Source organism: Aliiglaciecola sp. (assembly GCF_039982535.1).
Taxonomy (GTDB): domain Bacteria; phylum Pseudomonadota; class Gammaproteobacteria; order Enterobacterales; family Alteromonadaceae; genus Aliiglaciecola.
In genome coordinates, this window is the sequence record NZ_JBDWYG010000037.1 from 42986 (window position 1) to 57494 (window position 14509).

At 40.6% G+C, this 14509-nt stretch carries 20 protein-coding genes; 13 read left to right on the top strand and 7 right to left on the bottom strand.

Annotated elements, in window-relative coordinates; genetic code table 11:
- The first annotated feature begins 61 nt into the window (after positions 1-61).
- Positions 62-1108 (top strand): trypsin-like peptidase domain-containing protein, encoded by a 1047-nt coding sequence (locus ABJV04_RS08780; protein ID WP_348491215.1) that lies wholly within the window; start codon positions 62-64, stop codon positions 1106-1108.
- A gap of 68 nt (positions 1109-1176) precedes the next feature.
- Positions 1177-1632 carry a hypothetical protein gene (locus ABJV04_RS08785; RefSeq protein ID WP_348491148.1) on the top strand — a complete coding sequence of 152 codons (456 nt, stop codon included), beginning with the start codon at positions 1177-1179 and terminating at the stop codon, positions 1630-1632.
- 5 nt (positions 1633-1637) lie between these two features.
- On the opposite strand, the gene murA is transcribed toward ABJV04_RS08785, so the two are convergent.
- Genes murA through ABJV04_RS08820 form a run of 7 tightly spaced genes read right to left on the bottom strand, consistent with a single transcriptional unit; the run spans position 1638 to position 6243 of the window.
- A complete protein-coding gene (gene murA, locus ABJV04_RS08790) occupies positions 1638-2897 on the bottom strand; it encodes a UDP-N-acetylglucosamine 1-carboxyvinyltransferase (protein ID WP_348491149.1) in 1260 nt (419 codons plus the stop codon).
- An 11-nt stretch (positions 2898-2908) separates the two neighbouring features.
- A complete protein-coding gene (locus ABJV04_RS08795; protein ID WP_348491150.1) occupies positions 2909-3166 on the bottom strand; it encodes a BolA family protein in 258 nt (85 codons plus the stop codon).
- Positions 3167-3194: 28 nt separating this feature from the next.
- Complete coding sequence (locus ABJV04_RS08800; protein ID WP_348491151.1) at positions 3195-3518, bottom strand: STAS domain-containing protein; 324 nt, start codon at positions 3516-3518, stop codon at positions 3195-3197.
- On the bottom strand, positions 3519-4166 hold the full coding sequence (locus ABJV04_RS08805; protein ID WP_348491152.1) for an ABC transporter substrate-binding protein: 648 nt from the start codon (positions 4164-4166) through the stop codon (positions 3519-3521). It abuts the gene before it with no gap.
- 25 nt (positions 4167-4191) lie between these two features.
- On the bottom strand, positions 4192-4659 hold the full coding sequence (gene mlaD / locus ABJV04_RS08810; RefSeq protein WP_348491153.1) for an outer membrane lipid asymmetry maintenance protein MlaD: 468 nt from the start codon (positions 4657-4659) through the stop codon (positions 4192-4194).
- A gap of 10 nt (positions 4660-4669) precedes the next feature.
- Positions 4670-5446 (bottom strand): lipid asymmetry maintenance ABC transporter permease subunit MlaE, encoded by a 777-nt coding sequence (gene mlaE / locus ABJV04_RS08815; protein WP_348491154.1) that lies wholly within the window; start codon positions 5444-5446, stop codon positions 4670-4672.
- Entirely contained in the window at positions 5446-6243 is a 798-nt protein-coding gene (locus tag ABJV04_RS08820) for an ATP-binding cassette domain-containing protein (RefSeq protein WP_348491155.1), read from the bottom strand. The genes mlaE and ABJV04_RS08820 overlap by 1 nt, the downstream gene beginning before the upstream one ends.
- A 463-nt stretch (positions 6244-6706) precedes the next feature.
- Here ABJV04_RS08820 and ABJV04_RS08825 point away from each other — a divergent pair, with 463 nt between their 5' ends.
- The 11 genes from ABJV04_RS08825 to ABJV04_RS08875 all read left to right on the top strand — a co-directional run bounded on the left by ABJV04_RS08825 (position 6707) and on the right by ABJV04_RS08875 (position 14477).
- Positions 6707-7663, top strand: a complete 957-nt coding sequence (locus tag ABJV04_RS08825) for a calcium/sodium antiporter (protein WP_348491156.1) — start codon at positions 6707-6709, stop codon at positions 7661-7663.
- Between the two features lie 16 nt (positions 7664-7679).
- On the top strand, positions 7680-8648 hold the full coding sequence (locus tag ABJV04_RS08830; protein ID WP_348491157.1) for a KpsF/GutQ family sugar-phosphate isomerase: 969 nt from the start codon (positions 7680-7682) through the stop codon (positions 8646-8648).
- The gene (gene kdsC / locus ABJV04_RS08835) at positions 8648-9202 is read left to right on the top strand and encodes a 3-deoxy-manno-octulosonate-8-phosphatase KdsC (protein ID WP_348491158.1); all 555 of its coding nucleotides are present in this window, start codon (positions 8648-8650) and stop codon (positions 9200-9202) included. Before ABJV04_RS08830 ends, kdsC begins: the two co-directional genes overlap by 1 nt.
- Complete coding sequence (gene lptC / locus ABJV04_RS08840) at positions 9199-9759, top strand: LPS export ABC transporter periplasmic protein LptC (protein WP_348491159.1); 561 nt, start codon at positions 9199-9201, stop codon at positions 9757-9759. Before kdsC ends, lptC begins: the two co-directional genes overlap by 4 nt.
- Positions 9746-10318, top strand: coding sequence for a lipopolysaccharide transport periplasmic protein LptA (lptA, locus tag ABJV04_RS08845; RefSeq protein WP_348491216.1), 573 nt, complete (start codon positions 9746-9748; stop codon positions 10316-10318). Before lptC ends, lptA begins: the two co-directional genes overlap by 14 nt.
- Positions 10318-11043, top strand: a complete 726-nt coding sequence (lptB, locus tag ABJV04_RS08850; protein WP_348491160.1) for an LPS export ABC transporter ATP-binding protein — start codon at positions 10318-10320, stop codon at positions 11041-11043. Before lptA ends, lptB begins: the two co-directional genes overlap by 1 nt.
- A gap of 61 nt (positions 11044-11104) precedes the next feature.
- Positions 11105-12583, top strand: a complete 1479-nt coding sequence (locus ABJV04_RS08855) for an RNA polymerase factor sigma-54 (protein ID WP_348491161.1) — start codon at positions 11105-11107, stop codon at positions 12581-12583.
- A gap of 27 nt (positions 12584-12610) precedes the next feature.
- The gene (hpf, locus tag ABJV04_RS08860) at positions 12611-12898 is read left to right on the top strand and encodes a ribosome hibernation promoting factor (RefSeq protein WP_348491162.1); all 288 of its coding nucleotides are present in this window, start codon (positions 12611-12613) and stop codon (positions 12896-12898) included.
- Positions 12899-12916: 18 nt separating this feature from the next.
- Positions 12917-13363, top strand: a complete 447-nt coding sequence (locus ABJV04_RS08865; RefSeq protein ID WP_348491163.1) for a PTS sugar transporter subunit IIA — start codon at positions 12917-12919, stop codon at positions 13361-13363.
- A complete protein-coding gene (gene rapZ, locus ABJV04_RS08870) occupies positions 13360-14205 on the top strand; it encodes an RNase adapter RapZ (protein WP_348491164.1) in 846 nt (281 codons plus the stop codon). The genes ABJV04_RS08865 and rapZ overlap by 4 nt, the downstream gene beginning before the upstream one ends.
- The gene (locus ABJV04_RS08875) at positions 14202-14477 is read left to right on the top strand and encodes an HPr family phosphocarrier protein (RefSeq protein WP_348491165.1); all 276 of its coding nucleotides are present in this window, start codon (positions 14202-14204) and stop codon (positions 14475-14477) included. The genes rapZ and ABJV04_RS08875 overlap by 4 nt, the downstream gene beginning before the upstream one ends.
- Positions 14478-14509 lie beyond the last annotated feature (32 nt).

Below are 14509 nucleotides of genomic sequence, written 5' to 3' on the forward strand. Positions count from 1 at the left end.
TCAACGATTATTCAGTGTTACTCTTAATAATCAGTCATTTAACTTGATCTACTACGTGAAAATACCAGTCTGGCTCCATTTTTTAACAAAATCCGTTGCTTTGGGATTAATTATCTCAGCGCTCATATTAGTATTAGTGCCAGAACTAAGACGCGGCAGTGGCTTGAGCTTCGATGTATTCAATCGCAGTGAGACTGAACCACAAAAACAAAGTTATTACGACGCTATAAGTCGTTCTGCACCTGCTGTAGTTAATATTTATAGTAGTAGTATTGATATTGTAAGGCGTCGACAAGTAAGCCGCACTAGTCTAGGTTCAGGGGTAATTATGACCGAAAGTGGTTATATCCTCACTTGCTGGCATGTTATTCAAAATGCTGAAAGCACCATTGTAGGCCTTCCTGATGGACGTCGTGTAACGGCTGAATTAGCAGGTTATGATGAACTTACCGATCTAGCAGTATTAAAAATCTCAGCTGACAATCTACAAGTAATTCCACAAATTGAAGATCCGCAAATTCGCGTCGGGGATGTGGTTTTAGCCATAGGCAATCCCCTAAATATTGGTCAAACGATCACCCAAGGTATTATTAGCCGTTCGGGTCATACCATCACCCAAAATTTCAGAGAATTTATCCAAACTGATGCGGTAATGCACGAAGGTAACTCCGGCGGTGCATTAGTGGACAGTAATGGGGTTTTAATCGGTATTAATAATGCCAACTTTAAAACCCTTGATAGCCAACGTAGAGTGATAGATGTAAACGGTATATTTTTCGCAGTACCTTATACTTTAGCCCGTCGAGTGATGGATGAAATCATTGAAAATGGCAAAGCCACACATGGACAGCTAGGGTTTACCGGCGGCATTGACCCTAACGTAGCAGGCATAGTAGTGACTGAAGTGGCTACCGGTGGGCCAGCAGAAGTGGCAGGATTGCAACAATACGACATTATTTTATCAATGAATCAAGTTGAACTAGAAACCCTAGATCAGACCTTTGACATGATTGCCAAAAGCCGCCCTGGAGAGGAGTTAGACTTATCCATCTCTCGCAATGGAAAAGTAATGAACATTAAAGTGACTGTTGGCGAAGCCAGTTCTTAACGTTACTTATAGGTAATGTGGTTCAGTGAAAGATTGATTTACCGAAGTTAACAAGGAAAATGGCCAATATGGAAAACCCCTACAATACACCACAAAGTGATGTGAGCGTTTTACCCGCAACCAAAAGTACCTCCGTTTTTTCTCCGAATCAGATAACCTTAGGTGCGTTTATCGGGGGTCCGTTAGCCGCTGTGTATTTTTTATATAAGAATTTTTCAGCTTTAAATCAGTATGATAATGCACAGAAAAGCTTATATTGGGGGTTGGCCTTGTGCTTTGTTTTTATTGCTTTACTGCCCTTTATTCCGGAAAGCTTTCCAAACACTGTGATACCTATCGCCTACTGTATTGCTGCTCGACAGATAGCGATTCAGCACCAGTGCAGTAAAAATCAAATAATCGAAAATGAATTACTCAATTTCCAATCAAACTGGCGAGTTCTTATAATTACTGTTACTGCACTGTTGCTATTGATGGTATTGGTGATACCGGTAATCTTTATTTTTGAGATGTTTAGTGCCTAAGATGGCTAACTAAACCGTTTGATATTAGCGCCTAATTTTGTCAATTTAGTTTCAATATGCTCATAACCGCGATCTAAGTGGTAAATTCGATCAACTATCGTTTCACCTTTGGCCACTAAGCCTGCAATAATTAAGCTTGCAGAGGCTCGTAAGTCCGTTGCCATTACCTGAGCGCCCGTTAGTTGCTCTACTCCCTCACAAACCGCATTATTGGTTTCTAAGGAAATTTTAGCGCCCATGCGCTGCAATTCAGGGACATGCATAAAGCGGTTTTCGAATATAGTTTCAGTCACCACGCCAGTCCCTTCTGCAACACAGTTTAATGCCACAAATTGGGCTTGCATATCAGTGGGAAACCCTGGGTGAGGTGCGGTTTTGATATTAACACTTTTAGGACGTTTGCCGTGCATATTCAACGACACCCAGTCTTCTCCAGTTTCGATATCTGCACCAGCTTGAGTGAGTTTCGACAACACAGCATCTAGGGAGTGGGGAGCTGCATTAATGCAACGAATATTACCGCCGGTTACCGCTGCTGCAACTAAGAAAGTACCGGTTTCAATTCTGTCTGGTAAAACGCGATAGTGGCAACCTTGTAGACATTTAACACCGACAATTTTAATACTATCAGAGCCCGCCCCTGTTATTTTTGCCCCCATGCGATTTAAGCAGTTGGCTAAATCAACAATTTCTGGTTCCCGAGCAGCATTTTCTAAAACAGTTTCACCCTCGGCAAGGGTTGCGGCCATCATCAAGTTTTCAGTAGCACCGACGCTAACAATATCCATAAAGATATGAGCGCCTTTAAGGCGTCCTTCGGCTTCTGCACGCACATAGCCGCCATCTACATTGATCTTTGCTCCCATCTGCTTCAAGCCTTCAAGGTGCAAATTCACCGGACGTGCTCCAATGGCACAACCACCAGGTAAAGACACATTTGCTTTACCATATTTAGCTAACAAAGGGCCCAGTACTAGAATCGACGCACGCATAGTTTTAACCAGCTCATAAGAAGCAGTCATGTTATCTATTTGGCTTGCATCCAATTCTAATTCTTGGTTTTCGTGACGTTGTGCTTTAACGCCCAAACCACCCAATAATTTAATACTGGTATTGATATCCCTAAGATTTGGAACATTATCGAAAAAACAGGAAGAGTCAGCCAATATACATGACATTAAAATGGGTAACGCGGCATTTTTTGCGCCCGAAATCACCACTTCACCATGTAGCGCTGGGCTGGTGTTTATACTAAGTTTATCCATGATTTTCGATATTATTGAGGTACGTTGAACATACGTTCACGTTGCCATTGCTTTTCAGAAAAGGTTTTTATGGAAATAGCGTGCATAGTGCCATCGGCAATCTGCTCTTTTAAAGGACCATAAATAAACTGCTGTTTTTTCACTCGACTCATAGTTTCAAACTTATCGCTAACGGCAATAATTTGGAAATGTGAGCCTTCACTTGTTACATGAACTTCAGTGAGCTCTAACTGTTCTTTTAGCAATGCTGCTATTTGTTGATTATCCATTTGATCTCTTTTGCTCTAAAAATTTCGGCTATTGTATCGACAAAATGCTGGTAACGTTGCTTAAATTAGCAAGTTTTATTAATCCTTCGGGCAGATTAAGCAATTGCAGTTGAACATTCGCTGATTTGCAATTTTTCGTCAACTCCATAACCCACGCCAAACCAGCTGTATCAACCTGTTTGATTTCAGCAAAGTCGACATTCAAGCTAGCACCACTTTCCTTGCAGCTTTGAATGTCTCTCTTTTGCTGTTGCCAACATTTCATCACCGTATCGCGATTTAAATCACCTTTTAAATGAAACTCGCCATTGTTGGAAGATGTCAACTCAATAGGGTTCGATTGCTCTATCACTTAAGCCTCTTTCTTTTCAAGTGAAATAGGTTGTTCGATTTTTTCACGCATTAACTCAATAACTTTTTCAATGCCTTGTTGGCGCAAAATACTTTCAAATTCACTCTGTTTAGAAGACAGCATGCTGATACCTTCAGCGACCATATCGTAGGCTTTCCACTCATTGGTTTTTCTATCTTTTCTAACTTTAAACGCTATTTTAATATCTGGGCGTTTACCATCTTTAACTATGGCGCGAACTGTTACACTGCGTTCATTTTCAAAATCTGATTCCGGCTCAAATTCCACACTTTGGTCATCATAATATCCCATGGCCACTGCATAAGTAGTAACTAGGTACTCTCTGAATACCGCGACGAATTCTTGAAGTTGCGCCTTTTCGGCTTTAGTAACGTACTTCCCTAACACTTTAAACGCGGAAAATTTATAATCCACATGGGGCAGCAACTCTTCTTTCATAATGACACGTAACACTTCTGGATCTTCTGAAATTTTCTGCTTCTCAAGTTTGATGCGGTCAAAGGTCTGACTCGCTACATCTTTAACCATGCTGTAAGGGTTGGTTTCATCGATAGTTTGCCCGTGGGCATTTAAACCAATCGTTAATAATGCGATTGATGCTACCTTTACTAAAAATCTGTTTCTCATAATTGTTCCTAACGAGAGTGGCAGTCTAATCACTGCCTTTACTAAATAAAAATTGACCAATTAAATCTTCTAATACCAGAGCTGACTTAGTATCGGCGATATAATCACCATCCGCTAAATTCTCAATATCATCGATAGTGAAGCCAGGTTGAAAACCTACATACTGCTCTCCCAACAAACCAGAGGTCAAAATTGAAGCTGAACTGGTTTCGGGAAATTGATCATAGGTAGTAGAAATGCTTAAGGTCACTACGGGAGTAAAATCTTTTGGATCCAATTTAATTTTCTCAACTCGGCCGATTACCACGCCTCCCACTTTCACCGAGGAGCGCTCTTTTAAGCCACCAATGTTGTCAAACTTAGCATACAGGGTGTAGGTGTCTCCCTGCCCTACGGAGCCCTGGCTGGCAACGTTTAGTGCTAACATTAATGAGGCTGCAATCGCCAGTGCAACAAACAATCCAACTAATACTTCAACTTTCCTTGATGTCATGCTTATTTCCTCACTCTATTCCAAACATTATTGCGGTTAATACGAAATCTAATCCAAGTACTGCTAATGATGAATACACCACTGTTTGTGTTGTCGCAGCACTGATACCTTCAGAAGTAGGTGTTGAATCATACCCTTTAAAAATAGCTATCCAGGTGATTACAAATGCAAAGAACACACTTTTAATGACACCATTCATCACATCTTCGTTCCATTCTACTGTCGATTGCATAATCGACCAGTAGCTTCCAACATCTACGCCTAGCCATTCCACGCCGACTAAATGCCCACCAAGAATACCTACAGCGCTAAAAATCATGGTCAACATAGGCATGGATATTAAACCTGCCCAAAGCCTAGGTGCGACGACTCTGCGCAATGGATCTACGGCCATCATTTCCAAACTACTAAGCTGCTCCGTGGCTTTCATCAAACCAATTTCAGCGGTCAATGCAGAACCCGCACGACCAGCGAATAAGAGCGCTGTTACCACTGGCCCAAGCTCTCGTAAAATAGACAAGGCGACCATGGGGCCTAAACTACCTTCAGCACCGTAATCCACCAGAATAGTATAGCCTTGAAGGGCCATTACCATGCCGATAAATAAGCCTGACACAACGATAATAGACAGGGATTGCACACCAACCACATAAATCTGTTTAATGGTCAGTGGAATATTTTTAACTTGAGGAGCTGCAATAATCGCTCCCATTAGCATGCCCGTTGCTCGACCTATAGCAGCAAACCGATCAATTGTTGCTTGTCCAAGTTTTGCTAACCAATCCACTAATTCACTCCTAAAAATTCTTGCTCTAGCGACTTCGCTGGATAATGGAATGGCACAGGTCCATCTGCTTCACCACGTAAAAATTGTTGAACTAACGCTGAATCACTTTGCTTAATTTGCTCAGGTGTCCCTGAACCTATAATTTTCTTCTCTGCCAATATATAAACGTGATCAGCAATACTCATTACTTCATTAACATCGTGAGTAACCACCACACTGGTTAAATTCAGTGCGTTGTTTAATTCTTTTATTAATTTAACCAAGACACCCATGGAAATAGGATCCTGTCCGGCAAAAGGTTCATCGTACAATATTAACTCTGGATCTAACGCTATTGCCCTAGCGAGTGCCGCTCGACGTGCCATGCCTCCTGATAACTCGCTGGGCATTAAATTTACGGCACCTCGCAATCCCACAGCTTGAAGTTTTAGCAAAACAATAGTTTTGATCAGATCTTCAGACAAATTACTGTGTTCACGCAACGGGTAAGCGATATTGTCAAACACGCTAATATCCGTAAACAATGCGCCACTTTGAAACAGCATGCTCATTTGACGGCGAACATGAAACAATCTCTTTCGGGTCATACCAGGTATGGATTCGCCTCGAAATTTTATGTCTCCACTGTTTGGACGTAACTGCCCCCCAATCAGTTTCAGAAGCGTTGTTTTACCAATTCCACTGGGACCCATTATCGCTGTGGTTTTACCTTCAGGTATGTGCAATGAAATATTGTCGTAAATTACACGGTTACCGCGTTTAAAGGTCAAACTATCTATATCTATTAAATTTTTCACCGAAACTCCGAGTGGCCTGGTTGAGTAGACACGACAAACACCTAAAATGTTTCAACCGAGGCGACAATTTGAGGCCATTTTATCGTTTTTCAAGACAAAAAAATAATTAATCGACTTAAAACACGAAAAATAAAACGCATTATTAATGGAATGATAACAGTATAGGTTATGGGCTGTTATTGACTAACTGCTTCGATTTGTAACAAAGCGTAACGCCAAGCAGTTTATAATGATTGAGTTGCTATATAATATGAATGACATATTCTACCTTGATTTTACTCAATGGGTCACAACATCTATTGTTAGAAATGCCTTATTAAACAAAGAAAACACAAAGTAATGGCCCGTTTGGATAAGTATTAAGCAACATTATCTCACGGCGTTAATTATTATTGTAAAGACATTAGGAATTACATATGTATTTTGCGATAATCATATCATTGTTTTTTAAAGAAATAGTCAAGTGATATTAGAATTCATTATTTTTATAGCGGGATTGGCAGCATTAAGTTGGAGTGCTGACAAATTTGTTTACGGTGCATCCGCACTCGCCACCAATATTGGTGTTTCCCCCATGGTAATTGGGTTAACCATAGTTGCAATGGGCTCATCTGCGCCAGAAATTGTTGTTTCCGCCACCGCATCACTCAGTAACAACCCAGATACAGCAGTGGGAAATGCCATTGGTTCCAATATTACCAATATCGCATTAGTGCTAGGAATTACTGCAATTTTAAAACCTTTAATGGTTTCTAGTAGCACCATTAGACGCGAACTTCCTGTTTTACTTGCAGTGACCTTGTTGGCGGTTTACTTTTTAGCTGATGGTCATTTGAGTGTTATCGAAGGTGTTATCTTAATCGTTTTGTTTTTTCTAACCATTGGTGGCTTGACTTGGATATCGTTAAGCGCTGAGAAAAGCGACCCCTTGCATTCGGAAACCGCAGATGAAATCCCCCAAGGCGTCCCCCCTTCAAAAGCGATTTTTTGGGTTATCTTAGGTCTTATTTTCCTCCCTCTTAGTGCCCACTTTATGGTTGATTCAGCCGTTCACATTGCCAGATATATGGGAATGAGTGAACTATTGATTGGCTTAACAATTATCGCATTGGGGACGAGCCTACCCGAATTAGCAGCCTGTGTTGCTGGGGTTTTAAAAGGTGAAGATGACCTAGTACTGGGTAATATCATTGGCTCTAATATCTTCAACATTCTTGCCGTCTTAGCGATGCCAGGACTGATAGCACCAGGAATAATAGACAGTAATGTCGCTAGTCGAGACATGTATGCCATGTTAATCGTCACTGCGTTACTGATATTATTTAGCTTTAATATTCGAGGCAAAAGGCAAATCAATCGGTGGGAAGGTGCAGCCTTCGTCCTATGTTATCTCGCCTACTCTGTCTTTTTATTTATATAAGTAAAGCGAATTAACTATGTCTACAGATTATCTCGCATCGGCCCTTAAAGTATTAGAAATAGAGTCTCAAGCTATTTTGCAATTGCAACAATATATCGATGGTAGTTTTGAGCGAAGCTGTCAAATCATTCAAAATTGCAAAGGTAAAGTAGTTGTATGTGGCATGGGAAAATCAGGCCACATAGGACATAAGATTGCAGCTACGTTAGCCAGTACAGGTACTCCCGCCTTTTTCATGCACCCTGGCGAGGCTAATCATGGTGATTTAGGCATGATAAGCCCCCAAGATGTACTTCTGGCAATCTCTAACTCCGGGGAAACGGCCGAACTGCTTAATTTAATCCCAGTAGTAAAACGATTAAATGTACCTATTATTTCGATGACTAACAGTACGACGAGTTCGCTTGGAAAACATTCAAATGAAGTATTGTGTATTAAGGTAGAGCAAGAGGCTTGCTCTTTAGGCTTGGCCCCAACCGCCAGTACCACGGCAACCTTGGCAATGGGTGATGCATTGGCTGTGGCCTTGTTGAATGCAAGCGGATTTACGTCCGCTGATTTTGCTTTATCCCACCCAGGTGGAAGTTTAGGGCGTAGATTATTATTAACAATTGCAGATATCATGCATACTGGTGATGAGTTACCCTTAGTGACATCTGATCAAACAGTGCGTAATGCATTGTTTGAAATATCGCGAAAAGGACTTGGTATGACCGGTATTACTGACAAAGAAGGAAAGTTAGTCGGCATTTTCACAGATGGCGACTTGCGCCGTATTCTTGATGACCGGATTGATATCCACGAAACCCCGGTTGCCGAAGTTATGACCGCAAATAGTAAAACAGGTCGACCAGAAATGTTAGCGGTTGAAGGTTTAAATTTAATGGAGAAATACAGTATCAATTCAATGTTTGCAGTAGATCATGAAAATAAGCCAGTTGGCGCGTTAAATATGCACATGTTGCTTAAAGCTGGAGTGGTATAGTGGCGATTATTGAAACTCTCTATGGGCCAGTTAATAATCATTTCATTAATAAACTTAGCAAAATTAAGTTACTCGTTTGTGATGTAGATGGCATATTCTCTGACGGCAGCATCTATATGGGAAACGATGGCGAAGAATTAAAAGCATTCCATACTCTCGATGGTTATGGTGTGAAGTCAATGTTAGAAATTGGTATTGACGTAGCTATTGTTACAGGTCGTAAATCTGCCATCGTAGAAAACAGAATGTCGGCACTGGGTGTATCATTGATTATCCAAGGCGAAGAAGACAAAAAAACTGCGGTACAAAAACTCAAAGCCGGCTTAAATTTAAAGAAAGAAAATATCGCGTCCATGGGTGATGATATGCCTGATGTGGGTATGTTCGAACACAGCAACGTATCTATTAGTGTTCCAAATGGCCACCCGTACGTAAAATCAGTTGCTGAATATATTACGCGAACAGCCGGCGGGGCTGGCGCAGTGCGAGAAATATGCGACCTCATATTGTTCGCTAACAATAAATTAAATCGTATATACGGTAGCAGCGTATGAATCGAATCACCCTAAGCATTGGCATTTTGTTTGTGCTAATCTTGATGATATATGTGCCAGGGTGGATAGGTTCGGATACGGAACAAACCAATGCTCCTAGTGAAGATTCTTGGCAGCCCAATTATCAAGCGAGCAATATGCGCAGTACTCTTTATAATGAAAATGGCGAAGTGAACCACGAAGTTTTCGCCCTTAAAATGGAACATTATCAAATTCTAGGTTTCACCTTGTTTAGCCACCCCAAATACACCATCTATGTATCCGATGAACAAAACCCTTGGCATGTTGAAGCTGAAGAGGGCACACTTTATGAGGACAATCGCATTCAATTAGAAACTGACGTAGAGATTACAAGCTTAGATGATTCGGGATTTGTGCAAACAATTAAAACACAATTTTTAGAAATTAATTTAGTAGACAAAACAATGATGTCTGATGAACCGGTTGAGATTAACGGAAAAGATTTTATTGTTAAAAGTAATGGCTTTGTAGCAAATTTAACTACGCAGGAATATGAACTTAAAAATCATGTGCAAACTCAATATGCGCCTCGTTAGCGCTTTAATCATCAGCTTAGTGTTCAGCGCCGCTGTTAGCGCCGGTGAAAACGACTTTAATTTACCTATCAAAGTTGACTCTAAGTCAAACTTCTTTGATGGCAAAACCAAAACCTCTATTTTTAGAAAAGACGTAAAAATTACCCAAGGCTCCCTTGAAATTTTAGCCGATGAAGTTGAAGTCATCGCCGGCTTGGGTGAAGGTAAAGAAGTATTTATTGCCCGAGGTAAACCGGCAAAGTATAGCCAAACCCTTGATGACGGAAGTAAGATCAGCGCTGCGGCTAATGAAATAAAATACGAAGTTTCCAATCGAACATTAACACTAAATGGCTCAGCTGAATTGAATCAGGATAGCAGCCTTGTTAAAGGTGAATCCATCCAATTCAATATGGAATTGGAACAATTAATAGCTGAAAGCAACAGTAATGCAGAGGGCGGAGTAACCGCTATTTTTCAACCTGAGAGTATCCGTAAACGTCAGGAAGAAGATGCAGACGAAAAATCGAATGATATAGAACATCAAGGCACTGACAAGCAGCAGGACGAGCAACCTTAATGGCAACGTTAAAAGCGACTAACCTAGCTAAATCATACAAATCTCGACAAGTAGTTCGAGATGTTAGTTTAGAAGTGTCTACAGGGCAGATTGTTGGTTTGTTGGGCCCCAATGGTGCAGGCAAAACAACGACTTTTTATATGATTGTAGGGCTTGTACCTTTAGATAAGGGCGATATTTATATTGATCAAACAGCATTAACTTTACAGCCTATGCACATTCGAGCTAGAAAAGGAATTGGGTATCTTCCTCAAGAATCGTCTATATTTCGTAAACTAACTGTTTACCAAAATATCATGGCAATTCTACAAACCCGAAAAGAATTGAGCTCAGATCAACGAGAAGAACAAGCAGATGCATTACTCGACGAGTTTAATATAAATCATATCCGTAATAGCCTAGGAATGAGTTTATCTGGCGGAGAACGCAGAAGAGTCGAAATAGCACGGGCCTTGGCCGCCGCACCCGAATTTATTTTATTAGATGAACCTTTTGCAGGTGTCGATCCAATTTCTGTAAATGATATAAAAAAAATAATTCAACACCTGCGCGATAGAGGTATTGGAGTATTAATAACTGACCATAATGTACGTGAAACCCTAGACGTGTGTGAAAAAGCGTATATTGTGAGTCATGGTGAATTGATAGCTTCTGGAACTGCAGAAGAAGTTTTAAATAATCAACAAGTCAGAGATGTATACCTTGGCGAGCAATTCAAGCTATAGTACAGGTATGTTGTTTTTAACCAAAGCTTTGTGGCTAAACAAGTAAGAATATAAAAACTAAATGAAACCCTCGTTACAATTAAAATTCAGCCAGCAACTAACAATGACGCCTCAATTGCAACAGGCTATCCGTCTATTGCAGTTGTCAACGCTGGATTTACAACAGGAAATACAAGAAGCTTTAGAATCCAACCCGCTTTTAGAAGTAGAGGATGGTTCGGACATCCCCACAGGAGATTCCGCATTAGCAGATAGTAATGATAAATTCACGGAAGAAACCGTATCCGCCAGTTCTGACTCAATGGATACAAACGAGGCATTAGAAAAAGCAGATATTCCGGACGAATTACCCATAGATAGCACTTGGGATGAATATATCAGTGCATCTTCAGCACCCGCATCAATTAGTGGTGGCAGCGGTGGTGATGATGATCAAATTTTCCAAGGTGAAACCAGCGAAAATATACAAGATCATTTGTTATGGCAAATGCGCTTAACCCCCTTTTCCGAAGTAGATACCGCTATTGCCATTGCCATCATCGACTCAATCGATGAATCTGGATATTTAACCATTAGTACTGAAGAAGTGCTCGCGAGTCTCGATCACGAAGAGGTTGAACTGGATGAAGTTGAGTGTGTTCTAAAACGCATTCAAATGTTCGATCCTATCGGTTCTGGCTCTCGAAATCCTCAAGAGTGTTTGATGGTACAAATGAATCAATTTGCCCCAGATACACCTTGGTTAAATGAAGCTAAATTATTAATTAGTGAATATGCAGACCTTTTAGGTAGCAAAGATTACCGCACGTTAATGCGCAAAACTCGTTTAAAAGAAGACGAATTACGCGAAGCAATGCGTTTGTTGCAAACATTAAACCCTCGCCCAGGCAGCGCCCTAATAATTGGTGAATCCGAATACGTGATTCCTGATGTTTCTGTAATGAAAAAGAATGGCCGCTGGCAAGTAGAGTTAAATCCCGACAGTTTGCCTAAGCTAAATGTTAATCAGCAATATGCAGCTATGAGCCGCAATGCTAAAAATACCAGCGACAGTCAGTTCATTCGTTCACATATGCAAGAAGCCAAGTGGTTTATTAAAAGCCTTGAAAGCCGAAACGATACATTGCTCAAAGTAGCCAATTGTATTGTTCAGCAACAAGTCGGATTTTTCGAGCATGGTCCGGAAATGATGAAACCAATGGTGTTAAATGATGTCGCAGAAATGGTGGATATGCATGAATCAACTATTTCCCGTGTTACTACACAAAAATATATGCATACACCAAGAGGAATTTACGAACTGAAGTACTTTTTCTCCAGCCATGTTGCCACAGACTCTGGCGGAGAGTGTTCTTCAACGGCAATTCGCGCACTAATTAAAAAACTTGTCGCTGCAGAGCTTCCAACTAAGCCACTTAGCGATAGTAAGATTGCTGATCTATTGGCTGACCAAGGTATACAGGTTGCCCGTAGAACAATAGCAAAATACCGGGAGTCTTTATCGATCCCACCGTCTAACCAACGCAAGAGCCTGCTGTAGGCTCGTTAACAGAAGGAATACGCTAATATGCAAATTAACCTTACTGGCCATCATGTAGAAATTACAGATTCATTGCGAGATTATGTAGACACTAAATTTACAAAGTTAGAAAGGCATTTTGATCACATCAACAATGTCCATGTCATTCTCAATGTCGAAAAGCTTAATCAAAAAGCTGAAGCGACAGTTCATCTTAGCGGAGGCGAAGTTTTTGCAACCTCAGAACATAACGATATGTACGCAGCCATTGACGGATTAATAGATAAGCTTGATCGACAGGTGATCAAGCACAAGGAAAAGATTAAACGTCATTAACATATATTAGATTATTTAATGGAAATTAAAGACATCCTTTCCTCTGACTGCACAAGTTGTGCAGTTCAGGGGACAAGCAAAAAACGAATTCTTGAAACTATCAGCCTAATAGCGGCAGAAAAGATTGACGGTATTGATCAAACTACCATTTTGAATAGTTTAGTCAGTCGCGAAAAAATGGGTAGTACAGGAATCGGCAATGGTATTGCGCTGCCCCACGGTAGATTAGCTGGGTTAAAAGACGTAGTCGCAATATTAATTACCAGTGATCCGTCCATCAATTTTGACGCAGTCGATAATTGTCCAGTAGATATATTTTTCGCTATTTTAGTACCAGAAGATAAAGCCGCTGGACACCTGCAAACCTTAGCCACTATAGCCACAAAGTTAAGTGACAAAGAGGTTCTTAAACGCATTCGCTGTGCTGAAGACAACGGACAGTTATACGAGGCGATTGTTGCATGAAGCTGATTATTATAAGTGGTCGTTCCGGTTCAGGAAAATCAATTGCACTGCGCTCATTAGAAGATTTAGGCTATTATTGTGTTGATAATATCCCCGTTAACCTTCTGCCTACCCTTACTCATACAGTTATGGATGAGTATGACCAAGTTGCGGTAAGTATTGATGTAAGAAATCTTCCCAAAGTGTCTGGTGAATTGGTGGAAATCCTCGATTACCTGCCTGCCAACTGGGATATGACCATTGTTTATTTAGATGCCAGTGATGACATGCTAATTAAGCGCTTCAGCGAAACTCGTCGATTACACCCGTTATCACGTCAAAACAAATCGCTTTCCGATGCCATTCAGGCTGAAGGTCAACTTTTAGCTCCGATAGCAGAACGTGCTGATTTATATTTAGATACTGACAAGCTTTCGGTTCATCAATTAGCAGAGTTAGTTCGTGAGCGCATCCTAGGAAAGAAAAGCTCAAGACTGGTTTTAGTATTTGAATCTTTTGGATTTAAATATGGCATACCTAAAGATGCTGACTATGTTTTTGATGCGCGATTTTTGCCTAACCCTCACTGGGAGCCGGACTTAAAACACCTAAGTGGATTAGATTCACCAGTTGAAATATTTTTAGGTTCACAACCCATAGTGACTAAATTTATTTGGCAAATTCAAAACCTTATATCAACTTGGCTTCCCCATCTAGAAAGAAATAACCGAAGTTACGTAACAGTTGCAATTGGCTGTACCGGTGGACAACATCGCTCAGTTTATGTTGCTGAGTCATTAGCAAAAACATTCTCAGCCTCTCACCCAGATGTGCAAATTAGACACCGAGAATTAAACCGATGAATCGCTTTGAAAAGCAAATAGTTATAGTTAATAAACTTGGCTTACATGCACGAGCAGCGACAGAATTAGTTAAAGTTGCCAATCAATTTGATGCCATAGTTACTTTAGTCCAAGGGGAAAAAACGGCGTCAGCTAATAGTGTATTGGGTCTAATGATGTTAGAAAGCTCCCAAGGCAAAGAAGTCAACGTAATAAGCGAAGGAATCGACGCTGAGCAAGCACTTGCAGCTATCGAAAAGCTTATTGTAGAAAAGTTTCACGAAAACGAATAGCTCACTTTCACTAAAGTTGAGTAAATAATTGC

Bases quoted from the DNA above. Each gene is read 5' to 3' on its own strand.
- lptC (WP_348491159.1), top strand. From the start codon at position 9,199: ATGAATCGAATCACCCTAAGCATTGGCATTTTGTTTGTGCTAATCTTG.
- lptB (WP_348491160.1), top strand. From the start codon at position 10,318: ATGGCAACGTTAAAAGCGACTAACCTAGCTAAATCATACAAATCTCGA.
- lptA (WP_348491216.1), top strand. From the start codon at position 9,746: ATGCGCCTCGTTAGCGCTTTAATCATCAGCTTAGTGTTCAGCGCCGCT.
- ABJV04_RS08875 (WP_348491165.1), top strand. From the start codon at position 14,202: ATGAATCGCTTTGAAAAGCAAATAGTTATAGTTAATAAACTTGGCTTA.
- ABJV04_RS08830 (WP_348491157.1), top strand. From the start codon at position 7,680: ATGTCTACAGATTATCTCGCATCGGCCCTTAAAGTATTAGAAATAGAG.
- murA (WP_348491149.1), bottom strand. From the start codon at position 2,897: ATGGATAAACTTAGTATAAACACCAGCCCAGCGCTACATGGTGAAGTG.
- ABJV04_RS08795 (WP_348491150.1), bottom strand. From the start codon at position 3,166: ATGGATAATCAACAAATAGCAGCATTGCTAAAAGAACAGTTAGAGCTC.
- mlaD (WP_348491153.1), bottom strand. From the start codon at position 4,659: ATGACATCAAGGAAAGTTGAAGTATTAGTTGGATTGTTTGTTGCACTG.
- rapZ (WP_348491164.1), top strand. From the start codon at position 13,360: ATGAAGCTGATTATTATAAGTGGTCGTTCCGGTTCAGGAAAATCAATT.
- ABJV04_RS08805 (WP_348491152.1), bottom strand. From the start codon at position 4,166: ATGAGAAACAGATTTTTAGTAAAGGTAGCATCAATCGCATTATTAACG.
- hpf (WP_348491162.1), top strand. From the start codon at position 12,611: ATGCAAATTAACCTTACTGGCCATCATGTAGAAATTACAGATTCATTG.
- ABJV04_RS08865 (WP_348491163.1), top strand. From the start codon at position 12,917: ATGGAAATTAAAGACATCCTTTCCTCTGACTGCACAAGTTGTGCAGTT.
- ABJV04_RS08855 (WP_348491161.1), top strand. From the start codon at position 11,105: ATGAAACCCTCGTTACAATTAAAATTCAGCCAGCAACTAACAATGACG.
- ABJV04_RS08785 (WP_348491148.1), top strand. From the start codon at position 1,177: ATGGAAAACCCCTACAATACACCACAAAGTGATGTGAGCGTTTTACCC.